Annotated in this window: 26 protein-coding genes; 9 read left to right on the top strand and 17 right to left on the bottom strand. The window is 59.0% G+C overall.

Translation table 11 applies throughout. The annotated features are described in order from the left end of the window. Positions 1-17: 17 nt before the first annotated feature. From dnaX to ACQKEK_RS12135, 7 genes are all read left to right on the top strand, one after another. A complete protein-coding gene (dnaX, locus tag ACQKEK_RS12165) occupies positions 18-2,105 on the top strand; it encodes a DNA polymerase III subunit gamma/tau (RefSeq protein WP_499142810.1) in 2,088 nt (695 codons plus the stop codon). A 15-nt stretch (positions 2,106-2,120) separates the two neighbouring features. After that, positions 2,121-2,447 (top strand): YbaB/EbfC family nucleoid-associated protein, encoded by a 327-nt coding sequence (locus ACQKEK_RS12160; RefSeq protein WP_019339308.1) that lies wholly within the window; start codon positions 2,121-2,123, stop codon positions 2,445-2,447. Positions 2,448-2,581: 134 nt separating this feature from the next. Then, the gene (gene recR / locus ACQKEK_RS12155) at positions 2,582-3,181 is read left to right on the top strand and encodes a recombination mediator RecR (protein WP_499142808.1); all 600 of its coding nucleotides are present in this window, start codon (positions 2,582-2,584) and stop codon (positions 3,179-3,181) included. A 204-nt stretch (positions 3,182-3,385) separates the two neighbouring features. Beyond that, the gene (locus tag ACQKEK_RS12150; RefSeq protein WP_128121128.1) at positions 3,386-4,375 is read left to right on the top strand and encodes an ABC transporter substrate-binding protein; all 990 of its coding nucleotides are present in this window, start codon (positions 3,386-3,388) and stop codon (positions 4,373-4,375) included. Between the two features lie 93 nt (positions 4,376-4,468). Next, a complete protein-coding gene (locus ACQKEK_RS12145) occupies positions 4,469-5,212 on the top strand; it encodes an ABC transporter ATP-binding protein (protein WP_045427782.1) in 744 nt (247 codons plus the stop codon). Continuing rightward, complete coding sequence (locus ACQKEK_RS12140) at positions 5,212-5,985, top strand: ABC transporter permease (RefSeq protein WP_045427779.1); 774 nt, start codon at positions 5,212-5,214, stop codon at positions 5,983-5,985. Before ACQKEK_RS12145 ends, ACQKEK_RS12140 begins: the two co-directional genes overlap by 1 nt. Positions 5,986-5,994: 9 nt before the next feature. After that, a complete protein-coding gene (locus ACQKEK_RS12135; RefSeq protein ID WP_499142806.1) occupies positions 5,995-6,702 on the top strand; it encodes a type 2 periplasmic-binding domain-containing protein in 708 nt (235 codons plus the stop codon). Positions 6,703-6,723: 21 nt separating this feature from the next. Here the strand turns inward: ACQKEK_RS12135 and ACQKEK_RS12130 are convergent, their stop codons facing one another. The 4 genes from ACQKEK_RS12130 to hemN all read right to left on the bottom strand — a co-directional run bounded on the left by ACQKEK_RS12130 (position 6,724) and on the right by hemN (position 10,125). Further along, positions 6,724-7,341, bottom strand: coding sequence for an SCO family protein (locus ACQKEK_RS12130; RefSeq protein WP_499142804.1), 618 nt, complete (start codon positions 7,339-7,341; stop codon positions 6,724-6,726). A gap of 2 nt (positions 7,342-7,343) precedes the next feature. Next, on the bottom strand, positions 7,344-7,892 hold the full coding sequence (locus ACQKEK_RS12125; protein WP_045427773.1) for an adenine phosphoribosyltransferase: 549 nt from the start codon (positions 7,890-7,892) through the stop codon (positions 7,344-7,346). A 10-nt stretch (positions 7,893-7,902) separates the two neighbouring features. After that, positions 7,903-8,637: a fumarate/nitrate reduction transcriptional regulator Fnr gene (fnr, locus tag ACQKEK_RS12120; protein ID WP_499142802.1), complete on the bottom strand. Its 735-nt coding sequence runs from the start codon at positions 8,635-8,637 to the stop codon at positions 7,903-7,905. Positions 8,638-8,742: 105 nt separating this feature from the next. Continuing rightward, complete coding sequence (hemN, locus tag ACQKEK_RS12115) at positions 8,743-10,125, bottom strand: oxygen-independent coproporphyrinogen III oxidase (RefSeq protein WP_499142961.1); 1,383 nt, start codon at positions 10,123-10,125, stop codon at positions 8,743-8,745. A 194-nt stretch (positions 10,126-10,319) separates the two neighbouring features. On the opposite strand from hemN, the gene nadE reads away from it, so the two are divergent. Next, positions 10,320-11,147, top strand: a complete 828-nt coding sequence (gene nadE / locus ACQKEK_RS12110; protein ID WP_046161154.1) for an NAD(+) synthase — start codon at positions 10,320-10,322, stop codon at positions 11,145-11,147. Between the two features lie 48 nt (positions 11,148-11,195). Here nadE and ACQKEK_RS12105 read toward each other — a convergent pair whose 3' ends face one another. The 12 genes from ACQKEK_RS12105 to ccoN (ACQKEK_RS12050) all read right to left on the bottom strand — a co-directional run bounded on the left by ACQKEK_RS12105 (position 11,196) and on the right by ccoN (ACQKEK_RS12050) (position 23,283). Next, positions 11,196-11,930, bottom strand: a complete 735-nt coding sequence (locus ACQKEK_RS12105) for a sulfite exporter TauE/SafE family protein (RefSeq protein ID WP_499142800.1) — start codon at positions 11,928-11,930, stop codon at positions 11,196-11,198. Further along, positions 11,923-12,132: a cbb3-type cytochrome oxidase assembly protein CcoS gene (ccoS, locus tag ACQKEK_RS12100; RefSeq protein WP_128121131.1), complete on the bottom strand. Its 210-nt coding sequence runs from the start codon at positions 12,130-12,132 to the stop codon at positions 11,923-11,925. Before ccoS ends, ACQKEK_RS12105 begins: the two co-directional genes overlap by 8 nt. A gap of 64 nt (positions 12,133-12,196) precedes the next feature. After that, positions 12,197-14,626: a heavy metal translocating P-type ATPase gene (locus ACQKEK_RS12095; RefSeq protein ID WP_499142798.1), complete on the bottom strand. Its 2,430-nt coding sequence runs from the start codon at positions 14,624-14,626 to the stop codon at positions 12,197-12,199. A 7-nt stretch (positions 14,627-14,633) separates the two neighbouring features. Then, entirely contained in the window at positions 14,634-15,137 is a 504-nt protein-coding gene (locus tag ACQKEK_RS12090; RefSeq protein ID WP_499142796.1) for a FixH family protein, read from the bottom strand. An 11-nt stretch (positions 15,138-15,148) separates the two neighbouring features. After that, a complete protein-coding gene (gene ccoG, locus ACQKEK_RS12085) occupies positions 15,149-16,561 on the bottom strand; it encodes a cytochrome c oxidase accessory protein CcoG (protein ID WP_499142794.1) in 1,413 nt (470 codons plus the stop codon). Between the two features lie 136 nt (positions 16,562-16,697). Beyond that, positions 16,698-17,615 carry a cytochrome-c oxidase, cbb3-type subunit III gene (ccoP, locus tag ACQKEK_RS12080; RefSeq protein ID WP_216706850.1) on the bottom strand — a complete coding sequence of 306 codons (918 nt, stop codon included), beginning with the start codon at positions 17,613-17,615 and terminating at the stop codon, positions 16,698-16,700. Then, on the bottom strand, positions 17,616-17,798 hold the full coding sequence (locus ACQKEK_RS12075; protein ID WP_045427751.1) for a CcoQ/FixQ family Cbb3-type cytochrome c oxidase assembly chaperone: 183 nt from the start codon (positions 17,796-17,798) through the stop codon (positions 17,616-17,618). Between the two features lie 6 nt (positions 17,799-17,804). Then, positions 17,805-18,416 (bottom strand): cytochrome-c oxidase, cbb3-type subunit II, encoded by a 612-nt coding sequence (gene ccoO / locus ACQKEK_RS12070; protein ID WP_128121134.1) that lies wholly within the window; start codon positions 18,414-18,416, stop codon positions 17,805-17,807. A 12-nt stretch (positions 18,417-18,428) separates the two neighbouring features. Further along, positions 18,429-19,856, bottom strand: coding sequence for a cytochrome-c oxidase, cbb3-type subunit I (gene ccoN, locus ACQKEK_RS12065; protein WP_045427746.1), 1,428 nt, complete (start codon positions 19,854-19,856; stop codon positions 18,429-18,431). Between the two features lie 344 nt (positions 19,857-20,200). Next, positions 20,201-21,136, bottom strand: coding sequence for a cytochrome-c oxidase, cbb3-type subunit III (ccoP, locus tag ACQKEK_RS12060; protein ID WP_216706849.1), 936 nt, complete (start codon positions 21,134-21,136; stop codon positions 20,201-20,203). Between the two features lie 99 nt (positions 21,137-21,235). Further along, on the bottom strand, positions 21,236-21,847 hold the full coding sequence (gene ccoO, locus ACQKEK_RS12055) for a cytochrome-c oxidase, cbb3-type subunit II (RefSeq protein ID WP_128121135.1): 612 nt from the start codon (positions 21,845-21,847) through the stop codon (positions 21,236-21,238). Between the two features lie 11 nt (positions 21,848-21,858). Next, positions 21,859-23,283, bottom strand: coding sequence for a cytochrome-c oxidase, cbb3-type subunit I (gene ccoN / locus ACQKEK_RS12050; protein WP_064482184.1), 1,425 nt, complete (start codon positions 23,281-23,283; stop codon positions 21,859-21,861). Between the two features lie 83 nt (positions 23,284-23,366). On the opposite strand from ccoN (ACQKEK_RS12050), the gene ACQKEK_RS12045 reads away from it, so the two are divergent. After that, on the top strand, positions 23,367-24,056 hold the full coding sequence (locus tag ACQKEK_RS12045) for an alpha/beta family hydrolase (protein ID WP_499142790.1): 690 nt from the start codon (positions 23,367-23,369) through the stop codon (positions 24,054-24,056). Positions 24,057-24,124: 68 nt separating this feature from the next. Here ACQKEK_RS12045 and ACQKEK_RS12040 read toward each other — a convergent pair whose 3' ends face one another. Beyond that, positions 24,125-25,198, bottom strand: coding sequence for a methyl-accepting chemotaxis protein (locus ACQKEK_RS12040; protein ID WP_499142959.1), 1,074 nt, complete (start codon positions 25,196-25,198; stop codon positions 24,125-24,127). Positions 25,199-25,283: the final 85 nt, after the last annotated feature.

Genomic DNA, 25,283 nt, shown 5'->3' with positions numbered 1-25,283 from the left:
TATCCCGCGATGGTGTTATGAGTTATCAGGTACTAGCCCGTAAATGGCGTCCGCGCTCGTTCCGCGAAATGGTCGGCCAAACGCACGTGCTCAAGGCTCTGATCAACGCACTGGACAGCCAGCGCCTGCACCATGCCTATCTGTTCACAGGTACGCGTGGGGTTGGCAAGACCACCATCGCGCGGATTATCGCGAAATGCCTCAATTGCGAGACGGGTATCAGCTCCACGCCTTGTGGGGAGTGCTCGGTCTGCCGTGAAATCGACGAAGGGCGTTTCGTCGACCTGATTGAGGTAGACGCCGCGAGCCGCACCAAGGTTGAAGACACTCGAGAGTTGCTGGATAACGTGCAGTACGCGCCTAGTCGTGGACGCTACAAGGTTTATCTGATCGACGAGGTGCACATGCTCTCGTCGCACTCGTTCAACGCATTGCTTAAAACGCTTGAAGAGCCACCGCCGCACGTCAAGTTTCTGCTAGCCACGACGGACCCGCAAAAGCTGCCGGTGACTATCCTGTCGCGCTGCCTGCAGTTCTCTCTAAAAAACATGCCGCCCGAACGCGTAGTGGAGCATCTGACCCACGTGCTTGGCGTCGAGCAGGTCCCGTTCGAGGAAGATGCGCTCTGGTTGCTCGGCCGTGCCGCGGATGGATCGATGCGCGATGCGATGAGCCTGACCGACCAGGCGATCGCGTTTGGAGAGGGCAAGGTACTCGCGTCCGACGTCCGCAGCATGCTGGGCACCCTTGATCACGGGCAGGTCTATGGCGTGCTGCAGGCGCTGCTTGAAGGCGATGCCAGGGCGCTGCTGGAAGCGGTTCGTCACCTTGCCGAGCAAGGCCCTGATTGGGCCGGCGTCCTCGCGGAAATGCTCAACGTCTTGCACCGTGTGGCTGTCGCCCAGGCGTTGCCGGACGCGGTAGATAATGGCCAGGGCGACCGTGACCGAGTGCTTGCACTGGCGCAGGCATTGCCGGCCGAGGACGTACAGTTCTATTACCAGATGGGCCTGATTGGCCGGCGCGATCTGCCGTTGGCACCCGATCCTCGAAGCGGATTCGAGATGGTCATGCTGCGTATGCTCGCGTTCCGACCTGCTGATAGCGATAACGCACCGCGAACACCATTAAAGACATTGGGAGTCAGTCCGGCCACGACTGATTCCAGTTCAACAAACGTGGCCGGTACTGCGGCATCGGCCGCACCGGATCATGATCTGGCTGCAAAGCCCGTAGCGCCAGCGCCGGCCGCTGCGGTCAGCTCTTCGGTGCCGCCGCAGCCGGACACTTTACCTGCACCTGCACCTGTACCTGCACCTGCACCCGTACCCTCGCCAACAGCCCCGGCTCATGTCCAAGTTCCCGAGTCGCCGGCCGCTGCCGTGGAGGTCACGCCGGCTCCGACGTCTCAACCTTTGGCGTCGAAGCCGGCACCTTCGGTGGTCGACGTACCGTGGAATGAGCCGCCGGCATCGTCACCGGTTGCGGTGGAAACTGAGGCGGTAGAGCAACGGACCGCTGCTATTGAAACCGCTGAACATTTCGCTGCGGTCGTCGAGGTGAGCGAGCCTGACGATGAAGAACCCCCGCTGACTGACGAGGATTACTTCGAGGTCGAAACGCAGGCTGAAGCCTACCTGGACGGGCTGGATGATCCAGCGTCGGAGCAGCAGTCTGTCGAACCTGCTCCTGCGGTCGAACCGGCGACCGGACTGGCGGCCGAGTGGCAGGTTATTTATCTGAAACTCGGGTTGGCAGGCCTGACCGGCAGTATCGCGGCCAATTGCACGTTGATTTCCGTTGAAGGTGATCGCTGGTTGATGCACCTGGATCCGGCGCAGAGTGCGCTGTTCAATACGACTCAACATCGACGTCTGAACGATGCGCTGAATCAGTACCATGGGCGCACCTTGCAGCTGGACATCGAGTTGCAGACCCCGCAGCAGGAAACTCCGGCCCAGGCCGCGGCCCGCCGACGGGGCGAGCGTCAACGGGCCGCTGAGCAGTCGATTCAAACCGATCCCGTGGTGCAACAGCTGATGCAACAGTTCGCCGCCGTCATCCGCGACGGTACCATCGAACCCGTAGAACATTCCGAACCCTGATCCGAGGTAGACCCCATGATGAAAGGTGGCATGGCCGGCCTGATGAAGCAGGCGCAGCAGATGCAAGAAAAGATGCAGAAAATGCAGGAAGAGTTGGCCAACGCCGAGGTGACCGGCCAGTCCGGCGCCGGCCTGGTGAGCGTTGTGATGAACGGTCGACACGACGTCAAACGCGTTAGCCTGGACGACAGCCTGATGCAGGAGGACAAGGAAATTCTTGAAGATCTGATCGCCGCGGCAGTGAACGATGCCGTGCGCAAGATCGAGCAGAACAGCAAAGAAAAGATGTCCGGCATGACCGACGGTATGCAGTTGCCGCCAGGCTTCAAGATGCCCTTCTGATGGCTTCCGAGTGCCGTTCCAGGCACTCAGCCAGCGCGGCCGATCGGCGCCGTGAATGACCTATAGCGTCATTCACGGCACGGTCTCTAGTACCGCTTCAATTTACAGCCCACTGCTCCTCAACCTGGTGACCCATGTCTTTCAGCCCGCTTATTCGCCAACTCATTGACGCATTGCGCATTCTCCCTGGCGTAGGGCAAAAAACGGCTCAGCGCATGGCCTTGCAGATGCTTGAGCGCGATCGCAGCGGCGGCCTGAGGTTGGCTCAGGCGCTTGCACGTGCGATGGAGGAGGTGAGCTACTGCCGCCAGTGCCGCACATTGAGTGAGGAAGAGCTCTGCCCGCAGTGCGCTGATCCGCGACGGGACGACGCCTTGCTGTGCATCGTGCAAAGTCCTGTCGATGTGTTCGCAGTGGAGCAGACCGGCTTTCGTGGCCGCTATTTCGTACTCAAGGGGCATCTTTCCCCGCTCGATGGTCTAGGCCCAGAGGCAATAGGCATCCCCGAACTGCTCGGACGAGTGGCTGAGGGCAATTTCAGCGAGGCGATATTAGCCACCAACCCAACCGTTGAGGGCGAGGCTACTGCGCATTACATTGCTCAGCTTTTGATACCAAAAGGGTTGACCCTCAGCCGCATCGCGCACGGTGTGCCGCTTGGCGGTGAGCTTGATCTCGTCGATGGGGGCACGCTTGCACATGCGCTGGCCGGCCGGAAGACGATCACCCTCTGACTTGTTGGCAATCTGGGCCTAAAGCAATTCTGGCGGCAACCTTCTGCTTTATAACTTCTGGTTTACCGGTTATCGCCCCTAGGTAGTGCCTAGCAAGCCGGACTTCATGTAAAGTTCTAAGCCACAATCCGCTAATAACCAAATGAATATATATTTACTCGTTTGGTTATATGCATGGCGCTGCCTATCTACTTGAGGTCGATAATGAAGGCAAAACACTGGTTGGTTCCCGCACTGCTGTTGCTGAGCGCTTTTGCGCAGGCCCAGGAAAAATTCAAAGTCGGATACATCCGGGTGATGGATGATGCCCAGGCGATGGTTGCCTACGAGGGCGGCTTCTACAAAAAGCACGGCCTGGATGTCGAGCTGGTTGAGTTCAGTTCCGGTACCGATCTGATCAAGGCCATCATCGGCGGCCAGTTGGACACCGGTGTTCTTGGGTTCACCAACGCGGTGGCTTGGGCGTCGAAGGGCGCTGATTTGAAGGTGGTCGGCGGTGCCCAGCAGGGCTATCACTCTATCGTGGCCCGCGAAGGAACTGGCATCGAGACGATCGCTGACCTGAAAGGTAAGATTCTGGCGTCGCAGAAAGAAGGCAGTACTGCCGATGCGGTATTGCGCGGCGTCACCTTGAAGGCTGCGGGGTTGGCGCCTAGCGATGTCAACATCATGGGCACCAGCCCGGCCGTTGCGGTCCAGTCCCTCGTCTCAGGTCGTACCGATGCGGCATTTCTCTTCGAACCCTATGATCGGATCGCCCAGCTAGTGGCACCCGTCAAACAGATCTACGAGATCGGCGAGGTTTGGCCATTTCCCTGCATGGTGGTGATTACCGCTGGGGAAACCCTGGAAAAGCGCAAGGAGGCGGTCTGGCAGTCGTTGGACGCCCAACGTGACGCGATTGAATTGTTAGAGAATCAGCCGGCAGAAGCGGCCAAATTGATTGCTGATTATTTTATCGCCGAGCCGACGTTGAAGACGCTCAATCGCGGTGAGCTGCCCCGTGAGGTCGTGATCGAAGAAGCCATCGCAACCCAGACCTTCGGCGCCAAGCTTGGCACTGATGATTTGGAGCGTATTCAGGAACTGGCCGATATTCTTCAGGAGCTCGGCTCGCTCAAGACTCGCGATGGCAAGCCATTCGATACCAGCGCCATTCTCGACTTGTCCTGGCAAGAAGCACGCGAGCTGTAAACCGCTGCAGATTGTTCCACACTGCCCGGCCACCGTGCCGGGCAGTGTCATTCCGCCCGCTGATCGGGCAGTTCTTGAGGTCTTCAAAGCGATATGCAACTCAGGTTTGAAGAAGTAGATAAGCGTTTTGGCCAGCTAGAAGTCATCAAGGGCTTCAGCGGCGAGTTCGCCCAGGGTGAGCTGGTCGCCCTCGTTGGGCCTTCTGGTTGTGGGAAATCAACCTTACTGCACCTGGTTGCCGGACTTGAAGAACCAACCGCAGGGCGCGTGCTCGCCGATGGCGAGAAGATTCCTGGCCCAAGCCCTCGGCGTACGCTGGTTTTCCAAGAGCATGCGCTGTATCCCTGGCTTTCGTTGCAGGCCAATGTGGCCATGGCGCTTGAGCTTCAAGGAGTCGCCAAGGCTGATGCGTTCGATCAGGCAAAGGTCTGGCTCGCTCGGGTCAGCCTGGATGGCTTCGAACACTACTACCCGCACCAGGTGTCCGGCGGCATGCGTCAGCGCACGGCACTGGCTCGCGCGTTTATTGCCAAGCCGGAAGTGTTGCTACTCGATGAGCCTTTCGGTGCGCTTGATGCGCTTACACGCATGGCGTTGCAGGACGTTCTGCGAGAGCTGATCGACGAGCATCAACCTACTGTATTGCTGGTCACCCATGACGTTGATGAAGCGTTGTATCTGGCGGATCACGTGCTGGTGTTCAGCGCCCGCCCAGCCAAGGTGCTAAAAACATTCAACTTCATCCATTGCGAGAAAAGCCACGATCTTTCCGAGTTCGCCGCTGAGCGGCGCGAGATCCTTCGGTTGTTAGGCATTAAGACGGAGGTAGGGCACTGATGAGTCAGGGACGTCGTCTTACCGGTCCGAAGAAGTACCTCGCCGTGGTGTTGGCGATTCTGTTCATTCTGCTGATCTGGCAAATCGCTGCATGGAGCCTTCCTGCGTTCTTGATGCCCGGCATTCCCGTTGTGTTCGAAAGGCTGCTGACCACGGTTTACGAGCCAGATTTCCGCGAAGGGCTTTACGGCAGCATGAGTCGGTTGGGGAGTGGTTATAGCTTCGCAATGCTGTTTGGTATCGGCTTTGGGTTGCTGGGGGGCGTACTGTTCTTCTTTCGCGAGATCCTGCGTTCGGCCATCGTCATACTGCAGTCAATACCATCGATCGCCTGGGTACCGCTGTTCTTGATCGTGATGGGCTTCGGCAACCTGCCCATTATCGTCGTGGTCGCACTTGCGGCGTTCTTCCCGATGGCGCTGTCCGTCATGAATGCCACCGAAAGCGTGCAGCCGGTCCAGGTCGCCGCGGCTCGGGTGATGGGCGCATCGCGTTGGCAACTGGTGCGACGTGTTTATCTGCCGGCCGTGATGCCTGAGCTGATCACTGGCGCGCAGCTGGCCTTCGGCAATGCTTGGCGGGCGCTGATCTCGGCGGAAATGCTGATCGGCTTCGGCCAGGGGCTTGGACGCTCGCTTGCGTACTCCGGAGAAATTGCCGACATGGCCGGGGTGATGATGAATATTTTGGTCATCGCCATTCTCGCGACGTTAATCGATCAGGTTGTCCTGGAGAAATTCAAGCAACGGATGCTGCGCTACCAGTACGTCTGAGAGGGCACCATGAAGATACGCCTGTTACGGCTCATGCTCATGCTGGTGGTGCCGGTTGGCACCCAGGCTGAAGTCATCGAAGCTGCTCCGGTTGATGCTTACCGCCCGCTCATGGCTGCGGAGGCCGAGTCGGTCGGGGAAGGGTTCGAGGCCGCCTGGCTTGAGCGTTTGGGCGAAGCCTTGGGCCGCGAGGTTGCACTGGTTGATGCCTCCGTAGGAGGCGACCTTCTCTTCGGTAAGCTGGGTTCTGGCGCGGCTTACTATTTCAGTGAAATCGCGGCGCTGGCGGCAAACGAAGAAGGGCCTGCCGATTGGTCTGATCTTGCCGGCGAGCCTTTTTGCGTGACAGAAGAAAGCCCCCACACAGACTTGGTGGTGTCCCGCTTTGGCGGCGTCGCACGAACCTATTCCAGCGCGGCCCAAGCGTTAATCGGACTGAAACTCGGAGAATGTCAGGCAGTGGTGGAAGACCGGGTGTTGCTTCAGCAGATTGCCGAACTACCCGAATGGCGTCGCTTTAATCGATTGCTGCCACAGCTAGAGGACAAACCTCTGACATTGCGAATCGAGGCAGCTGATACAGCGCTGCAGCAGCGAATCGAACGGTTCACCGCCAGCAAGCAAGGGAGCGGCACGCTGGCCGAGGTTACGCAGCACTGGATCGACGAGGTTGCCTTTCAAGCCTACGTGCTAGCCGACACGCTTGATTGCCACTGAGGCCTGCATCAGGCTTAGGAGTCACTTGGCCTCGATTAGCTGTGGCAAGAACTGAAGCAGCCCGTCCAGTTTCAAAGGAGCTCGGATATGCCCCCGCAGGGTCCCATTCGGGCCGACAATGGCCAGATTGCTACTATGGCTGACGTTGTAGTCGCCTTCCATGCTCGTTGCTGCAACGAAAGGAAGCCCTAGTGCTTTGGACATTTTCTGCAGCTCTGGGATTTCGCCTGTCAGCCCTTTGAAATTGGCTCGGTAGTAACCGAGGTAGGTACGCAGTGCTTCGGGCGTATCGCGCGCAGGATCAGCGCTGATCAAAACCACCCGCACTTGTTCACGTACGTCAGGCGGTAGCTGGCCGAGTAGGCGGCGCATGTCGCTCAAGGTTGTAGGGCAGACGTCTGGGCAGGCCGTGAAACCGAAAAACAACAGATACCAGTGGTCGCGTAGCGCGTCGGTTGTAACAGTCTGTCCCTGCTCGTCTATGAGTTCGACGTCAGGCAATTGCCGCTCGCGCGGAAGGATCAGCAGGTTAGCCTGGTCCAGCATGGCTTCACGCTCGACCGCAAGCGAAGATGAGCAGAACGCCAGCAAGCCGAGCAGCACTGCGCAGCGTATCGCCGAAGTCCTTCTGCAGATCAAAACTAGCGCTCGTTCAGCTCGAACGCAGTCAGGGTGAACGTGGGAATGCCCATGTCCTGCAACTTGCGAGAACCCCCGAGCTCCGGCAGGTCGATGATCGCTGCGGCTTCGTGAATCTGAGCGCCCATGCGGCGGACCAGCTGAGCAGCGGCGACCAGTGTGCCGCCCGTGGCGATCAGGTCATCCAACAGCAAAACCGAATCCCCTTCGCAGAGGCTGTCGGCGTGCACTTCAAGGTAGGCGTCGCCATACTCGGTGCGGTAAGAGGCCGCCAGTACATCGGCAGGAAGCTTGCCCTTTTTGCGGAACAGAATCAGTGGCCGGTTCAGCTCGTAGGCAATGATTGAACCGATGATAAAGCCGCGGGCATCCAGCGCACCGACATGGCTAAAATCACTTTCGACGTAGCGCTGGATCAGGCTGTCCGCCACCATGCGTAGCGCTTTCGGCGACTGCAACAGCGGGGTGATGTCACGGAACACTACGCCAGGCTTGGGGAAGTCCGGGACCGGTCTAATCAGTGTTTTGATGGCGAATTCATCAAAAATCATACGAGCTCCGTTAGGCATCCATGTTTCCGCCCGCCAGGGCGCACAACCGGATGGAATCAAGAATTCGGACTTCCTTGCCTTCCGCTTCCAACAGGCCACTCGCTTGGCAGCGGGTAAATACGCGCGAAACCGTTTCTACCGCGAGACCGAGGTAGTTGCCTATTTCGTTGCGTGACATGGGCAGGCGGAACTGATTGGCGGAAAAGCCGCGCGCACTGAACCGGGCCGACAGATTGATCAGAAAGGTCGCGATGCGTTCGTCAGCGGTCTTCTTCGACAACAGCATCATCATCTGCTGATCATCGCGAATCTCGCGGCTCATGATGCGCATTAGCTGGCGGCGGAGCTGCGGCAGCAGCACGCTAAGCTCATCGAGGCGTTCAAAGGGGATTTCGCACACCGAAGTGGTTTCAAGGGCTTGTGCGGATACCGGGTAAGTTTCGGTGTCCATGCCGGATAGTCCAACCAGCTCGCTCGGCAGGTGGAAACCGGTGATCTGCTCCTCGCCGGCATCCGTGACACTGAAGGTGCGTAGGGCACCGGAGCGGATGGCGAACACGGAACTGAACGCGTCACCCTGACGAAACAGTGTTTCGCCTTTCTTCAGGGGACGTCCGCGCTTGACGATTTCGTCCAGCGATTCCATGTCCTGCATATTCAACGAAAGCGGCAGGCAGAGGCCAGAGAGGCTGCAATCCTTGCAATTAGCCTGCGGCTGCTTGCGGACCTTGATGGGCTCGGACATTGCGGGATCCTGATAAAACCTTACGGTGCGCAAGACTAACTCACGCAGGCACCTTAGGCCAATCGGTACAAGGGTCGCAGTGCGGTCGTCGGCTCGGGTCGTTACTCACATAGCGTGGGAAAACCGCGAGGCAGGGCGGGGCGGCAAGCAGTGGTCGAACTGCATGCACACGGCATGCGCAAGCAGCCGGCCGGCCGGCAGAATGGTCATCGCGTCCGCATTCAGTTGGATCAGCCCGTCGGCAGCCATTTGCTCCAGGGCTGGCCAGGTTTGCTCGAAATAGCTCTTGAAGCTGACGCCGAAAATGCTTTCAATCTCGTCGAAACGCAGCTCGAAATTACAGAATAACGCCTGGACCGTGTAGCGCCGGATCTGGTCGTCTTCACTGCATCGCAGGCCACGGATCGTGGCGAGCTGACCTTGTCCCAGCGACTGCTGGTAGAGAGTAATGTCGCTGTTGTTCTGGCAGTACAAATCGCCGACCTGGCTGATCGCTGAAACGCCCAGGCCGACCAGGTCGCAATGCCCATGAGTCGTATAGCCATGGAAACTGCGCTGAAGTGCGCCATCCTCCTGGGCCATTGCGAGCTCATCGTCAGGCAGGGCGAAAAGATCCATACCGATATAGCGATAGCCGGCGCGAGTCAGCTGCTCCACGCTGTGTTGCAGCATCGTCAGTTTTTCCGGCTGGGTTGGTAGCTCCGCGGGGTTGATCTTTCTCTGCGCCATGTACCGTTCGGGTAGATGTGCATAGCTGGCAACTGACACACGCTCCGGCTGCAGCGCGATCACGGCGGCCATCGTGTGAGCAAACCGCTCCGGCGTTTGCAGTGGTAAACCGTAGGTCAAATCGATCTGTATTGAACGGAACTGCAGGGTTCGGGCTGCCTCGATAACCGTCTGTGTCTGTTTCAACGTCTGCGTGCGGTTAATGGCTCGCTGCACATCAGGGTCAAGATCCTGCAGGCCGATATTGATGCGATTGAATCCAAGCTCCCGCAATAGCCCCATCGTTGGCCAGTCCGCTGCGCGTGGATCGATATCGATGCTGAAATCGCCATGATCGTCGTTTTGCAGATTGAAGTGCTTACGCAAATGCCTCATCAATCTACGCAGCTCGGCATGGCCGAGAAAGGTCGGCGTGCCACCGCCGAAATGCAGTTGCTCCACAACCTGTTCCGGGCTGAGGTGGCAGCCGATCAGCTCGATTTCTTTTTCCAGCCGCGTAAGGTACGGCAATGCCCGCCCACGATCTTTGGCGATGACCTTGTTGCGCTGGCAGTGATAGCAGATGTCCGCACAGAATGGCAGGTGGACGTACAGTGACAGCGGCCTGGCCGCCTGGCGGCTGCTGCGCAGGGCATGCAATAGGTCGAATGAGCCCAGTTTGCAATTGAACTGAAGGGGCGTCGGATAAGCGGTATAGCGCGGCCCGTCCTGATCGTAACGATGAATCAGGTCGGCATCCCAGCGAATGGCGTCGAGCATCATACGGTCTCGGGTTGACTGCGGTGGCCGGATTCTAGGGCGGGTGTCGCTGCTTAGACTTGACCTGTATCAAGCGAGTCCGGACCCTGCTGCGGCGCCCGAGACCGGCGGTACGCAGAAGGAGATTTATTCGATGAATTATGGTCGGATTAGCTACGGTCGTTCCCAACCTTATCAACTGCAAGGAGAAACCCATGCATCGTCGTCAGCAAGAAATCGCTGCTGCGCTTAACGTTTGCGCCCCTTTCGATGGGGCAGCAGCAATACAGGCCGAGATTGATCGGCGAGTCGCCTTCATCCAGCAATGTCTGCGCGAGTCCGGTCTCAAGACGCTGGTGCTTGGAATCAGCGGAGGCGTGGATTCGACTACCGCAGGACTGCTCGCGCAGCGTGCAGTCGAGGGGATGCGGGAGGCCGGAGAGGGCGACGACTATCGCTTCATTGCCGTCCGGCTGCCTTATCAAGTTCAGCATGACGAAGACGAAGCGCAGCTTGCTGTCGATTCGATCAAGCCGGATGAGTGCCATACGGTCAACATCGGAGCCGCCGTGCAAGGCTTGACGCGAGCTACCGAGGCGCTTGATGACTTGACTCCGGAAAAGCGCGACTTCGTGATTGGCAATACCAAGGCGCGGATGCGCATGGTGGCTCAGTACACCATTGCCAATGCGCGACAAGGACTGGTTATCGGTACCGACCATGCGGCAGAAGCAGTGATGGGATTCTTCACCAAGTTTGGCGATGGGGCTTGCGACCTGACGCCGCTGGCCGGTTTGGTCAAGCATCAGGTCCGTGAGCTGGCGGCTGCATTGGGTGCACCTGAACAGCTGGTAAAAAAAGTCCCCACTGCCGATCTCGAAGAGCTTTCACCCGGCAAGCCGGACGAAGATGCTCATGGGGTGAGCTATCAAAATATCGATGCCTTTCTGCAAGGCCGAGCGGTACCTGATGAGGCGGCTCGCATCATCATCGACACCTACGATAAGTCGGCGCACAAGCGCCAGCTGCCGAAAGAGCCCTGAGCGAAATGCGGGTGTGAACATGAACCGGCGCTCTCGGTCAGTGGCGTTTTACTGATGAACATGCGAGGGCGCCTGCTGCTGGGACGTACCGCCAACATGACCATGACCCATCAGCCATTGCTGATGAGGGCCTGGAAGCGTCCAAAGGCCAAAAAGAATCACGGTGACACCGCCGAGCATTCGCACGCCGCGTTTACGAAGCACTGCGGTAAGTCGCTCGGCAGCCAGGCCGGTTGCCAGAAGCACGGGCCAGGTACCGATGCCAAATGCCAGCATCAATAGGGCGCTGTCTAGCGCATCGCCCTGGCTCGCGGCCCATAGCAAGGTGCTGTAGACAAGTCCGCATGGCAGCCAACCCCAGAGAGCGCCGAGCAGCAACGCTCGTGGAACACTCTTAACCGGCATCAGCCGGCTGGCAAATGGTTGGATATGGCGCCAAAGGCCTCGTCCAATCGCTTCGACACGGGTCAGGCCCGCCCACCAGCCGGCTAGATACAAGCCCATACTGATCAGCAGCAGTGCGGCTAGAATCCGCAACGCCATCGCGGCAGGGCTGTTGGCAACGGCCCAACCAGCTAGTCCGATCAGCAGACCGGCAGAAGCGTAGCTCAGTACTCTCCCCAGGTTATAAGCCAGGAGCAGGCGCAGTCGTTTGCCGCGCTGCTCAGCAGGAATAGCCATGGTCAGGGCGCCCATCAAACCACCACACATACCTAAACAGTGGCCTCCACCAAGCAGGCCGAGCACTAGAGCCGATATCAGCAGTGGCAACAACTCATTCACGATTGGGATTCCCTTCGTCGCGGCCCTTGTCTGCCTGCTCGATGCCTGCTCGGTGCTGGGGGTCCTCCTCGTCGAAAAGGATGCTATGGGCCGGGCCGTCAAGGTCATCGTACTGGCCGCTGTCGACGGCCCAGAAAAAGACCCAAATGGCCAACGCGACCAGAACCACGGCGACGGGAATCAAAATGTAAAGTGCGGCCAAAAATGCCTCCAGTAACGGTGGGTCAAGGCAAGCCCGAGTAGGCGCGTTACCTATCGTACGCCAGTCAGGGCAGACTGTCGGGGCGCCGCTGACTCGGTAGTCGGCTCAGCCGCAACGCGTTCAGCACCACCAGCAGCGAACTGGCAGACATGCCCAGTGCGGCCCACAGCGGTGTTACCCAGCCAATAGCCGCGAATGGCAAGATCAAACCGTTGTACAGGCTCGCCCAGGTCAGATTTTCGATGATGATGTGGCGGCTGCGGCGCGCCACGCTGAATGCCTGCACCAGGCTGTCGAGACGGTTGCTGAGCAGGACAGCGTCAGCGCTTGTCTTGGCAAGATCGGTCGCTGAACCCATGGCCACGCTGATGTCGGCTGCCGCGAGGACCGGTGCATCGTTGACACCATCACCAAGCATCAGCACGCGATGACCTTTGGCTTGCAGTCGCTGCAGGTGAGTTAGCTTGTCGGTTGGGGTCATGCCGCCGTGCGCATCTTCGATGCCGAGCCGCTGAGCGATTTCGCCTACCATCGGTGAACTGTCGCCGGACAACAGAACCGTTTTCCAGCCCCGGGATTTGCACGCTTGCAGCAGAGCCGGCGCGTCATCACGCAAGCGGTCGTTGAGCACCAGCCACGCCAGAGGCCCCTGAGAGTCGCCCAATAGCAACCATTGGCCTTCTTTGCTGGGAATCTCGGGCGCTGTGCCGGCATAGCCATCCGCTACGAAATCGGGCTGACCGATACGTAGCGTAAGTTCCCCAACCGAACCTTGTAGACCCAGGCCGGGAACGCTGTTCACGGCGTCGGCTGCCTGGGGCGCTCGGCCGAACGCCCGGGCAATCGGGTGCTCGGAGCGGTTTTCCAAGGCTGCGGCCAACTCCAGACATACATTGGCATCCAGCTCAGCCAGTGGCCGAACCTCACTCAGGGTCAGGCGACCTTCGGTCAGGGTTCCGGTCTTGTCGAAAATCACCGTGTCGATGTGAGTGAGACCTTCCAGCACATGCCCCCGGGTGAGCAACAAGCCAAGCTTGTGCAGCGTGCCAGTGGCGGTGGTCAAGGCGGTCGGTGTAGCCAGCGACAAGGCGCAGGGGCAGGTGGCTACCAGCAAGGCAAGAACGATCCAGAACGCGCGTTGCGGGTCGATCTGCCACCATACGATACCAACCACAGCGGCGGTCAGCAGTACGATCACCAGGAACCACTGCGAAACCCGGTCGGCCAGCTCGGCCAGGCGCGGTTTGTCCGACTGGGCGCGTTCCAGCAGGCCGACAATCGCGGAAAGCCGAGTATTGTCGCCCAGCGCTTGTACCTCGACGGTCAGAGCGCCTTCGACGTTGAGGGTTCCCGCAGTGACGGCATCGCCAACGATTCGAGCCTGCGGCAGGTATTCGCCAGTGAGCACCGATTCATCGACGCTCGATTGTCCACTGAGAATACGACCATCGGCCGGGATTAGCGCGCCGGGTTGAACCAGCACTCGATCGCCAAGTTGCAACTCTCGAAGCAGAATCCTTGCAGTCTGGCCGTTGTCGGCCAGTTTCAGGCAAGAAGCCGGCAGCAGATTTACCAGCTGTGCAGTCGCCGCGGCGGTGCGTTCCCGCGCGCGGCGCTCGAGAAAGCGTCCAGCCAGAAGAAACAGGGCGAACATGCCCACCGCATCGAAATACAGCTCGCCCTGACCGGTGATTGTCGACCAGATACCGGCGACATAGGCGCCACCGATCGCCAGCGAAACAGAAACGTCCATGGTCAGATGGCGGGTGCGTAGATCACGCAGTGCACCTTTGAAGAAATCGGTGCAGCAATAGAAGACGATCGGCGTGGTCAGCAGCAAAGCGGTCCAGCGAAGTATGCTGTCCATGCCTGGCGAGAGGTCGATGTTGAATTCAGGCCAAGTCGCCATGGTCGCCATCATCACCTGCATCCAGAGCAAGCCGGCTACGCCCAGTTGGCGCATGCTGCGACGGTTGTCCTGGGCAAGCCGCTCTGCCGCCTGGTCAGCTTGATAGGGATGAGCGGCATACCCGATACGGCGAAGCTCGGCGAGCAATTCGCTGAGCGGCAAGGCGGCGTCATCCCAGCGCACACGCAGGCGATGGTTGGAGAGGTTCAGGCTGGCTTCTGAAATCCCGTCGAGCCGGCGCAGGTGCTTTTCGATCAACCAACCGCAAGCGGCACAGCTGATGCCTTCAATCATCAGTGAGGCATCGGCCAGCTCACCTTCATGGCGAACGAATGGCGCTTGCACGTCCTTGCGATCGTACAGCTCCAGCTCTTCGCTAAGCGCTTGCGGCAGGGTATTTGGATTGATAGATGCATCGCTGCGATGCGAGTAGTAGCTTTCCAGACCGCCCTTGACGATCGCCTCTGCGACCGCCTGGCAGCCAGGACAGCATAGCGCCCGCTGCTCGTTCAGCACGCGGGCGTGATATGCACTGCCAGCAGGTACTGGCAGCCCGCAGTGGTAGCAGGGAATGGGGCTTGCCATCGTTCGGTCAGTAGCTCAGATCAATCGTCTGACCGCTTGCGATTTCCTTTTCCTCGAACAGTCGCCAATCCTGGTCGCCCTCTCGGCCGAGCAGCTCAACGAAACGTCTGCCGGTGACTGGCTCCTGCATCTGTCCCTGATAAAACCCATCGCCCTGGGGCTGGAGAACGATACGACGGTCGCGCTCTGGCTGCGTAGGGGAGAGCAGGTTGAGTATTACCTGTTGTGGGCGGCTAGCACCGCTCAGTTGGAGCTCGGCGAGTCCACGCTCGTCGTTGAGGTTGAGTTGCGCCTGCATTTGCAGGCGCTCAGCAAGCTTTTCGCGTTCCAGTGATTGATTTATACCCTTGCCGGCGTCGTAGTAGTTGTCGGATACCAGGGTGTCGGCATTGCGGATCGCAATGGTCAGCATCGAGGTGCCGAGGATGACCGACATCAACAGAATGCCGATCACGAACCAGGCCCAGAACTGCTTATACCAACGTGTACTTTCCTGCTCGGAATTGCTCATGAACTACCTGTTTAGCGGATGCTAGGGCCAATGAAGCGGCTTTCCGCTTCGTCTTCAATAGAGGAATCATCCACCGACCTGATGTGGAAGGTGACTTCGTTTGTGCTCGAAGGTAACCGCTCCGGTGCCATTGACAGCTCCACTGGAACGGTAACCAGCTCACCTGCCTCAGCACGAATCTCGTTGCGCCCCTCGTATTTCAAGCCTTCCAGGCCAACGGCTTCAATGATGAAGGTCTGCTCAGTTTGAGCCTTGTTCATTACCTTGAGCGTATAAACGTTCTCGATCCGTCCTTGCTCATTCTCTCGGTAGAGCACGCGATCTTTTAGGACGTCGAGCTTGACCAGCGCGCGATCCGAGACGGCATAGGCGAACACGCCCATCATTGCTGTCAGCGCAACGGCATAACCGATCAGCCGCGGCCGCACCAGATGGGTCTTCTGTCCGGACAGATTGTGCTCGGTGGTATAGCTGATCAGGCCACGCGGGTAATTCATCTTGTCCATGATGGTGTCGCAAGCATCGATACACGCGGCGCACCCAATGCACTCAATCTGCAGGCCGTCGCGGATGTCGATGCCGGTGGGGCAGACCTGCACACACATGGTGCAATCGATGCAATCTCCGAGGCCCATCGCTTTGTAGTCGGCGTCCTTTTTCCGCGGGCCACGACGCTCGCCGCGACGTGGGTCGTACGAGACGATTAGGGTGTCCTTGTCGAACATCACGCTCTGGAAACGAGCGTATGGGCACATGTAAATACATACCTGCTCGCGAAGATAGCCGGCATTACCGTAGGTGGCGAGGGTAAAGAAGCCAACCCAGAACAATGCCCAACCGCCCACCTGTAGCGTCACGAGATCAGGCACCAAGTCCCTGATCGGCGTGAAATAGCCGACAAAGGTAATGCCGATCGCCAGGGAAACCGCCAGCCAGATCGAGTGCTTGGCCGTTTTACGCAAAAACTTGTCGGCGCTCATGGGGGCTTTGTCGAGCTTCATGCGCTGGTTTCGATCGCCCTCGGTGATTTTCTCCGCCCACATGAAGACCCAGGTAAACACGCTTTGGGGACAGGTATAGCCACACCAGACGCGCCCGGCGAAAACAGTGATGAAGAACAGGCCGAATGCGCAAATGATCAGCAGTGCCGATAGCAGGATGAAGTCCTGCGGCCAGAAGGTCGCGCCGAAGATATAGAACTTGCGCTCTGGCAAGTCCCACCACACCGCTTGCCGGCCGTTCCAGGTCAGCCACACGGTGCCAAAGTAGAGTACGAACAGCAGTGCCCCACCGACTAGTCGCAAGTTGCGAAACAGGCCGCTGAAGGCTCGGGTGTAGATCTTTTCGCGCGCTGCGTAGAGGTCGCCCGATGCTTCGGACTTGGAGGGAGGTGTTACGTTGCGAACGGGGATCTGCTCAGTCATCTAGTGCGTACCACGGCGGAGGGTGAGTGTCCCGGCCGATACCTGCCGACCGGGATCTTTTGCTTACCTGCTGCGAATGGTACGCCTCGTCAGTCGAAGCAAGGTGCGACCTTGGGTCGCGCCTGGACCGATTGGATCAGTCCTCCGACTCTTGCGAGAGGCTATACACATAGGCTGCCAGCAGGTGCACCTTGTCGTTGCCAAGAATGTGTTCCTGGGCTGGCATCCGGCCATTTCGACCGTAGCGCAGGGTCTGCTGAATCTGTCCGAAACTCGAGCCGTAAAGCCAGACGTTGTCGGTCAAATCCGGCGCGCCCATGGCCTGAGTGCCTTTGCCTGCAGGACCATGACAAGCTACACAATTGGCTGCGAAGATTTTTTGACCCTGCTCAATGTCGACGCTAATACCCTCGGGGGTATCACGCCCGGACAGGTTGCGAACGTAACCGGCCACATTGCGTATGCCATCTTCCCCGATCACGTCACGCCACGCTGGCATGGCTGCCTGTCGTCCGCCCATGATGGTGGTCTTGATGGTTTCAGGCGCGCCGCCCCACAGCCAGTCGCCGTCGGTCAGATTGGGGAACCCGTAGGCACCCTTGGCATCCGAACCATGGCAGACCGAGCAGTTCGAAGCGAACAGGCGGCCACCCATTTTCAGGGCTTGCGGATCCTGAGCGACCTGCTCGACGGGCATCGCCGCGAACTTGGCATAAAGCGGACCGTACTGCTCGTTCGCCTTGTCCATTTCGCGCTGCCACTCCTTGACCTGAGTCCAACCACCTTCGTAACCAGGCAGTACGCCTTTCCAGTTGCCCAGGCCGGGATAGAGCACGAGATAACCGAGCGCAAAGATAACGGTGGCAACGAACAGCAGGAACCACCAGCGCGGGAGCGGGTTGTCGTATTCCTCGATTCCATCATAGGAATGGCCGACGGTTTCTTCGGTGCTGTCGTGGCGTTGTCCCTTGCGAGTCGCGAGCAGCAGCCAGACCAGTGCGGCAATGGTCCCCAGGCTCAGCAGGGTGATGTACCAACTCCAAAACGAGGTCATTTATTTCTTACTCCTGGAAGCTTCTTCATCACGCTTGTTGGCGTCAGGCTCGTCCGCGAAGGGCAGGTTGGCCGCTTCGTCGAAGCTTTTCTTGCGCTTGCTGCTATAAGCCCAAAGGATGATGGCTATCATTGCGACGAAAACAAGAATGGTGCCCAGGCCGCGAAGAGTCCCGATATCCATGGTGCGTTACCGTTTGTTGGTGAGTGCAGTGCCGAGCACTTGCAGATAGGCGACGAGGGCATCCATTTCGGATTTGCCTTTGACCGCTTCTTTAGCGCCGACGATGTCTTCTTCGGTGTAAGGCACACCAACGCTGCGCAATGCAACCATCTTGTCGGCGGTGTTTTTGCCGTCGAGGGTGTGCTCGACCAGCCAGGGGTACGAAGGCATCTTCGATTCCGGCACTACGTTGCGTGGGTTGTAGAGGTGCGCACGATGCCAGTCATCGGAGTAGCGGCCGCCGACACGCGCCAGGTCCGGACCGGTGCGCTTGGAGCCCCACAAGAACGGGTGGTCGTAGACACTTTCACCGGCTACCGAGTAATGGCCGTAGCGCTCGGTTTCAGCGCGGAACGGACGGATCATCTGCGAGTGACAGCCGACGCAGCCTTCGCGAATGTAAATGTCACGGCCTTCCAGCTGCAGCGCGGTGTAGGGCTTCATGCCTTCTACCGGCTCGTTGACCACGTCCTGAAAGAACAGCGGAACGATCTGGGTCAGGCCACCTATGCTTACTGCCAGGACCATGAACAGGGTCAGCAGACCGATGTTCTTTTCGAGTATTTCGTGATTCTTCATTTATCGGTTCCCTCAGGCGATCTGCGCAGCGGCTTCGATTTCAGCCGACTTGGCGGCACGCACAGTGCGCCAGGTGTTGTAGGCCATCAACAGCATGCCGGCGAGGAAGAAAGCGCCGCCCAATGCACGCACGATGAACCCCGGATGACTGGCTTCCAGTGCCTCGACGAAGGAATAGGTCAGCGTGCCGTCTTCGTTGATTGCGCGCCACATTAGGCCCTGAGTGATGCCGTTGACCCACATCGAGGCGATATAGAGAACGGTACCGATGGTGGCCAGCCAGAAGTGAGCGTTGATCAGGCCGATGCTGTACATCTGTTCGCGAGCGAAGACTTTCGGAATCAGGTGGTACAGGGAGCCGATGGAGATCATCGCGACCCAGCCGAGTGCACCAGCGTGAACGTGGCCGATGGTCCAGTCGGTGTAGTGAGATAGCGCGTTGACGGTCTTGATGGCCATCATCGGACCTTCAAAGGTCGACATGCCATAGAACGCCAGGGAAACCACCAGGAAGCGCAAGATCGGATCGGTGCGCAGCTTATGCCAGGCGCCGGACAGGGTCATCATGCCGTTGATCATGCCGCCCCAGCTCGGTGCCAGCAGGATGATCGACATCACCATGCCCAGGCTCTGGGCCCATTCCGGCAGTGCGGTGTAGTGCAAGTGGTGCGGACCTGCCCAGATGTAGAGGGTGATCAGTGCCCAGAAATGCACGATAGAGAGGCGGTAGGAATAAACCGGACGGCCAGCCTGCTTGGGTACGAAGTAATACATCATCCCCAGGAAGCCGGTGGTCAGGAAGAAGCCCACGGCATTATGGCCATACCACCACTGAACCATCGCATCGGTCGCACCCGAGTAGATCGAGTACGACTTGAACCAGCTCACCGGTACTTCCAGGTTGTTGACGATATGCAACATCGCCGTGACCAGGATGAAGGCACCGTAGAACCAGTTACCTACATAGATATGAGCAGCCTTGCGCTTCATGATCGTGCCGAAGAACACCACGGCATAGCTGACCCATACGAGGGTGATCAGGATGTCGATCGGCCACTCGAGCTCGGCATATTCCTTCGAGCTGGTGAAGCCTTGCGGCAACGTGATGACAGCTAGAACAATCACCGCTTGCCAGCCCCAGAAGACGAATGACGCGAGGCCATCCGAGAACAGGCGGGCCTGAGAAGTCCGCTGTACCACGTAAAAGGACGTGGCCATCAGGGCACAGCCACCGAAGGCGAAAATCACCGCGTTGGTGTGCAGAGGGCGCAAACGACCAAAACTGGTCCAAGGCAGGTCGAAGTTGAGTTGAGGCCATACCAGCTGTGCGGCGATAAACACACCCAGGCCCATTCCGATAATTCCCCACACCACCGTCATGATGGCGAATTGGCGAACCACCTTATAGTTATATGCAGTCTCACTTATTGCTGTGCTCATGCAAGGCTTCCACGCTAATGGCATTTCAAGGGGGCAAAAACGGCGGCAAGTATGGAGAAAGGAGGGGGGCAATGCAATCAAGGCCCAGGCCGTCTCATGCCGTTCGGACCCTGGCTTCAAGCGGTTTCCATGCTTTTTGCAGGGTCGTTTAGCACATCATGCCGATGTGTTGAATCGAGGGCTTCGCCTTATAGTTCTGCGCAACTTCGGCGAGTAGGAAAGAATATTAGAGCAGCAGGAGGGAAGGGCAAACGGCGGAGGGGTGGACGGTCTGCGACAGAGCGTCGCATATACCAGAAAGTTGATCGGGAACAGGGCGATACCGGGTATCGCCCTGTAAAGCGTTACTGCTTGGCTACGCGTTCCGGCTGTTGCGAGAGGCTGTAAACGTAAGCGGCCAGGAGGTGCACTTTGTCGTTGCCCAGGTATTGTTCCTGCGCAGGCATCTGTCCGTTGCGGCCGTGGCGAATGGTCTGCTGCAGCTGCGGCAGACTGGAACCGTAGATCCAGCCGGCAGGGTTGGTCAGTTTCGGTGCGCCCAGGGCGGCCATGCCTTCCCCATTTGCACCGTGGCAGACCGAACAGGTCTGAGCGTAGACCTGGCCACCCGCTACGGTGTCTGCGTCGCTGCCTTCTGGCAGAGGCAGACCGGCCAGGCCATTGCGTACATAGGCTGCGACGTTCTTCACGCCTTCTTCACCAATGACCTGGCCCCAGGCCGGCATCGCTGCAACCCGACCGTGGAGGATAGTTGTCTTGATGGTTTCGGCGTCGCCGCCCCAGCGCCAGTCGCTATCCGCCAGGTTCGGGAAACCGACCGCGCCCTTGGCATCCGATCCGTGGCAAACCGAGCAATAGTTGGCGAAGAGTCGACCACCGATCTTCAGTGCCCGCTCGTCCTGAGCGACCTGCGCCACAGACATGGCGGAATATTTGGCGAAGATCGGACCGAATTTCGCGTCAGCCTGATCAACTTCGCGCTGCCACTGCTTGTCTTGCGTCCAGCCGTCTTCATAGCCCGGCATGACCCCTTTCCAGTTTCCCAGGCCTGGGTAGAGCACCAGATAGAAGATGCCGAACACCAGAGTGCCGATGAACAGCATGAACCACCACCGGGGCAGCGGGTTGTCATATTCCTCGATACCGTCGAAGGAATGTCCCATGGTCTTGTCGGTCGTGCCTTCGGATTCGCCCTTACGGGTGGCGAAGATCAGCCAGAACAGAGCGACAATGGTGCCCAGCGTCAGCAGGGCGATGTATCCACTCCAGAATGCGTTCATCTGTTACTCCTGGGCAGCCCGAACGCTCGAACTGCCCGCGATGTTGATTCCCTGACGGCTGCCCTGCAGCGCGTCGTTCTCGAAAGCTGGCAGTCGATCTCAGCGCTTGTTCTGCAGCGCGGTACCGAGCACCTGCAGGTAGGCCACCAGAGCGTCCATCTCAGTCTTGCCCTTGACGGCGTCTCCCGCAGCGGCGATGTCCTCGTCGCTATAAGGCACGCCAACGGTGCGCAGCGCTTTCATCTTCGCCGCGGTGTCCTGTCCGCTAAGGGTGTCCTCTACCAGCCACGGATAGGACGGCATCTTCGACTCAGGCACAACGTTGCGCGGGTTGTAGAGGTGCGCACGGTGCCAATCATCGGAGTAGCGGCCGCCGACGCGGGCCAGATCGGGACCGGTACGCTTGGAGCCCCACAGGAACGGGTGGTCATAAACGCTTTCGCCGGCAACTGAATAATGACCGTAGCGCTCTGTTTCGGCGCGGAACGGACGGATCATCTGCGAGTGACAGCCGACGCAGCCTTCGCGAATGTAAATGTCACGGCCTTCCAGCTGCAGCGCGGTGTAGGGCTTCATGCCTTCTACCGGCTCGTTGACCACGTCCTGAAAGAACAGCGGAACGATCTGCGTCAGACCGCCGATGCTCACTGCCAGAATCATGAACAGAGTCAGCAGGCCGACATTCTTTTCGAGTATTTCGTGCTTCTTCATCAGTCAGCTCCTCAGGCGATCTGCGCGGCGGCTTCGTATTCGGCCGGCTTGGAGGCCTGCACGGTGCGCCAGGTGTTGTAGGCCATCAGCAACATGCCGGTGAAGAAGATCGCACCACCGATCATGCGCACGACAAAGCCCGGATGGCTGGCTTCAAGCGCTTCGACGAAGGAGTAGGTGAGCGTGCCGTCTTCGTTGATCGCACGCCACATCAGGCCCTGCGCGATACCGTTGACCCACATCGAAGCGATGTAGAGCACGGTGCCGATAGTCGCCAGCCAGAAGTGCGCGTTGATCAGGCCGATGCTGTGCATCTGAGCGCGGCCGAACACTTTTGGAATCAGGTGATACAGCGCACCGATGGAGACCATGGCGACCCAGCCGAGCGCACCGGCATGAACGTGGCCGATGGTCCAGTCGGTGTAGTGCGACAGAGCGTTGACGGTCTTGATTGCCATCATCGGACCTTCGAAGGTCGACATGCCGTAGAACGCCAGCGACACCACCAGGAACCGCAGGATCGGGTCGCTGCGCAGCTTATGCCAGGCGCCAGACAGGGTCATCATGCCGTTGATCATGCCGCCCCAGCTCGGTGCCAACAGAATCAGCGACATCACCATGCCCAGCGACTGCGCCCAATCAGGCAGCGCGGTGTAGTGCAGGTGGTGTGGGCCGGCCCAGATGTAGACGGTAATCAGTGCCCAGAAGTGAACGATCGACAGGCGATAGGAATACACCGGACGTTCGGCCTGCTTCGGCACGAAGTAATACATGATTCCGAGGAAGCCAGCGGTGAGGAAGAAGCCAACGGCGTTATGGCCGTACCACCACTGCACCATCGCATCGGTCGCACCGGCATACACCGAGTAGGACTTCATCGCCGTGACCGGGATTTCCAGGTTGTTGACGAGATGCAGAATCGCCACAGTCAGGATGAATGCGCCGAAGAACCAATTGCCGACGTAGATGTGCTTGACCTTACGCGTGGCCAGGGTGCCGAAGAACACGACCGCGTAGGACACCCAGACGATGGTGATCAGAATGTCGATCGGCCACTCCAGCTCCGCGTATTCCTTGGAGCTGGTGAAACCCAGCGGTAGGGAGATCGCGGCGAGCAGGATGACCAGCTGCCAACCCCAGAAGGTGAACGCAGCCAGTTTCGGCGCGAACAGTGTGGTCTGACAGGTGCGCTGGACCGAGTAGTAGGAGGTCGCGAACAATGCACAGCCGCCGAAGGCGAAGATCACCGCGTTGGTGTGCAATGGGCGTAGACGACCGAAACTGGTCCATGGGAGGTCGAAGTTGAGAAACGGCCAGGCCAATTGTGCTGCGATGAAAACGCCGAGCCCCATCCCGACGATTCCCCACACCACCGTCATGATGGCGAATTGGCGGACCACCTTGTAGTCATAGGCGGTACTGGTTGCTGTGTTCATGTATGGGCTTCCATCCACGGTAATGAGCATGTTTTTTTGTTGCAGTGAGCAGAGATTTCTTTCAATAGAAAGCGGGGGCAAGGATGGGCACTGGGCAAATGGCCGGTATTGACGCCGGTCAATACTCACAGAGCGACGAAATTCCATTCGTCCGGCGTGATCAACCGGAAGGGGAGGTTTGTGCCAGCTTGATTCTGGCGCATGGAGCGGGCGCTCCGATGGACAGTCCTTTCATGGAGCAGATGACTGAACGGCTGGTCGCGCGGGGCGTCGCGGTCTATCGCTTCGAGTTCGCTTATATGGCTGAGCGACGTCAGAGCGGGCGCAAGCGGCCGCCCAATCCTCAGGCGCAGCTGCTGCAGCAATGGCGTGCGGTTTATAGAACGGTGCGACAGCAGGCCGCAGGGCGATTGGCGGTTGGCGGCAAGTCGATGGGTGGTCGGATGGCGAGCTTGCTGGCCGATGAGCTCGCGGCTGATGCGCTGGTATGCCTGGGCTATCCGTTCTATGCCGTGGGCAAGCCGGAAAAGCCGCGCGTGGCGCACCTGGCGGAGCTCAAAACGCCCACATTGATCATTCAGGGTGAACGCGACGCCCTGGTCAGCCGCAGTACAGTGGCCGGCTACGGCCTATCGCCGGAGATTCGCCTTGATTGGCTAGCTGAGGCGGACCACGATCTCAAGCCGCTTAAACGGTCCGGAATGACGCACGGTCAACACCTGGACAGTGCCGCCGATGCCGTTGCGGCATTCCTTGGTTGTACTCTTCGGTAAACACCGAATGCCCGCTACAGCGATGCTGTAGGCGGGCACTGATGATGGCGCACCGGCGCTCGCTTCAGTTACCGGTTGAAGCGTTCCACCAGGCTGTATTGTGACTGAGCTGTGGCCGCGAGGTCTTCTGACAACAGCGCCGAGCTCTGGGCGTCACCTGAGGTCTGATCGGCGAGCCGGGCGATGTTGCCAACGTTCTGGCTGATCTCGTCAGCCACTGCACTTTGCTGTTCGGTAGCGGAGGCGATCTGTGTGGTCATGTCGATGATGCGACCCACCGCCTCGCTGATGCCGACCAGCGCTTTGTCGGCGTCGATAACCCGCTTGACCCCTTGGTTAGCCTGGCTGCGCCCTTGCTCTGTCGTCTCGACTGCCTGGCGTGCCTGGTGTTGCAGTTTTTCGATCAACTGATGGATCTGTCCGGTGGCCGCTGCGGTACGTTGGGCCAGTTGACGGACTTCATCCGCGACCACAGCAAAGCCACGGCCGCTTTCACCAGCCCGTGCCGCTTCGATGGCCGCGTTCAGTGCGAGCAGGTTGGTCTGGTCGGCGATACTCTTGATCACGTCGACCACGGTGCCGATCTCGTTGCTGTTCTGTGCCAGTGCGGAAACGGCATCACCGGTTTCGGTGACTGCCGCGGCTAATAGCTCGATGGCCTTGCGGGTATCCGAGCCAATTTTCTGGCCATGCGCAGTGAGCTGATTGGCCTGTTCGGTTGCGTCTGCGGCCAGTGCCACATTGCTGGCGACTTCTTGTGTGGTAGCCGCCATCTGGGTAATCGCCGCAGCGACCTGTTCGGTCTCGTGATGCTGGCGTGACAGCCCTTCGGAGCAATTATGGGCAAGTTGTTCTGCGCGCTTGGCCTGCTGTTGCAGTTGTACGGCGCTGTCTTGCAGGCGGGTCAGACAGGTCTTGAGGCGTGCATGCTCGCTGAGCAGGGCCATCTCCAGCCGTGCTTCGTCACCCTGGCTGTCGGTGTACATCTGCGCAATCAGCGGATCGCTGTTCGACTGTTCGGCCAGACGCAACAGCCGCCGTATCCCACGCATCTGCCAATGACGGCCGGCCAGACCGAGTGGAATCGATAGCAAAGCAGCAAGCGCGAAACCCCAGCCATGATCGTGCCAGGCGCCGATCATGAAACTGATCTGGCTGATGACGATAAACGGCAACCAATTAACTACGATGGGCAGCCACCTGTCGCGCTGCGGAACGCCACTTTTC

The sequence above is a fragment of the Pseudomonas sp. NPDC077408 genome (assembly GCF_050269105.1).
Classification (GTDB): domain Bacteria; phylum Pseudomonadota; class Gammaproteobacteria; order Pseudomonadales; family Pseudomonadaceae; genus Stutzerimonas.
Note: the sequence above shows the minus strand (reverse complement) of the source record. Positions and strands in the feature narration are given on the sequence as shown.

Excerpts from the sequence above, each read along its gene's own strand:
- dnaX (WP_499142810.1), top strand. The coding sequence starts at position 18 with ATGAGTTATCAGGTACTAGCCCGTAAATGGCGTCCGCGCTCGTTCCGC.
- ccoO (WP_128121134.1), bottom strand. The coding sequence starts at position 18,416 with ATGAAGAATCACGAAATACTCGAAAAGAACATCGGTCTGCTGACCCTG.
- ACQKEK_RS12040 (WP_499142959.1), bottom strand. The coding sequence starts at position 25,198 with ATGATCGGCGCCTGGCACGATCATGGCTGGGGTTTCGCGCTTGCTGCT.
- ACQKEK_RS12045 (WP_499142790.1), top strand. The coding sequence starts at position 23,367 with ATGGGCACTGGGCAAATGGCCGGTATTGACGCCGGTCAATACTCACAG.
- nadE (WP_046161154.1), top strand. The coding sequence starts at position 10,320 with ATGCATCGTCGTCAGCAAGAAATCGCTGCTGCGCTTAACGTTTGCGCC.
- ACQKEK_RS12150 (WP_128121128.1), top strand. The coding sequence starts at position 3,386 with ATGAAGGCAAAACACTGGTTGGTTCCCGCACTGCTGTTGCTGAGCGCT.
- ACQKEK_RS12160 (WP_019339308.1), top strand. The coding sequence starts at position 2,121 with ATGATGAAAGGTGGCATGGCCGGCCTGATGAAGCAGGCGCAGCAGATG.
- ACQKEK_RS12075 (WP_045427751.1), bottom strand. The coding sequence starts at position 17,798 with ATGGATATCGGGACTCTTCGCGGCCTGGGCACCATTCTTGTTTTCGTC.
- fnr (WP_499142802.1), bottom strand. The coding sequence starts at position 8,637 with ATGTCCGAGCCCATCAAGGTCCGCAAGCAGCCGCAGGCTAATTGCAAG.
- ccoP (WP_216706849.1), bottom strand. The coding sequence starts at position 21,136 with ATGAACGCATTCTGGAGTGGATACATCGCCCTGCTGACGCTGGGCACC.
- ccoO (WP_128121135.1), bottom strand. The coding sequence starts at position 21,847 with ATGAAGAAGCACGAAATACTCGAAAAGAATGTCGGCCTGCTGACTCTG.
- ACQKEK_RS12095 (WP_499142798.1), bottom strand. The coding sequence starts at position 14,626 with ATGGCAAGCCCCATTCCCTGCTACCACTGCGGGCTGCCAGTACCTGCT.
- ACQKEK_RS12090 (WP_499142796.1), bottom strand. The coding sequence starts at position 15,137 with ATGAGCAATTCCGAGCAGGAAAGTACACGTTGGTATAAGCAGTTCTGG.
- ccoP (WP_216706850.1), bottom strand. The coding sequence starts at position 17,615 with ATGACCTCGTTTTGGAGTTGGTACATCACCCTGCTGAGCCTGGGGACC.
- ACQKEK_RS12135 (WP_499142806.1), top strand. The coding sequence starts at position 5,995 with ATGAAGATACGCCTGTTACGGCTCATGCTCATGCTGGTGGTGCCGGTT.
- hemN (WP_499142961.1), bottom strand. The coding sequence starts at position 10,125 with ATGCTCGACGCCATTCGCTGGGATGCCGACCTGATTCATCGTTACGAT.
- ACQKEK_RS12145 (WP_045427782.1), top strand. The coding sequence starts at position 4,469 with ATGCAACTCAGGTTTGAAGAAGTAGATAAGCGTTTTGGCCAGCTAGAA.
- ccoG (WP_499142794.1), bottom strand. The coding sequence starts at position 16,561 with ATGACTGAGCAGATCCCCGTTCGCAACGTAACACCTCCCTCCAAGTCC.
- ACQKEK_RS12140 (WP_045427779.1), top strand. The coding sequence starts at position 5,212 with ATGAGTCAGGGACGTCGTCTTACCGGTCCGAAGAAGTACCTCGCCGTG.
- ccoN (WP_045427746.1), bottom strand. The coding sequence starts at position 19,856 with ATGAGCACAGCAATAAGTGAGACTGCATATAACTATAAGGTGGTTCGC.
- recR (WP_499142808.1), top strand. The coding sequence starts at position 2,582 with ATGTCTTTCAGCCCGCTTATTCGCCAACTCATTGACGCATTGCGCATT.
- ACQKEK_RS12125 (WP_045427773.1), bottom strand. The coding sequence starts at position 7,892 with ATGATTTTTGATGAATTCGCCATCAAAACACTGATTAGACCGGTCCCG.
- ccoN (WP_064482184.1), bottom strand. The coding sequence starts at position 23,283 with ATGAACACAGCAACCAGTACCGCCTATGACTACAAGGTGGTCCGCCAA.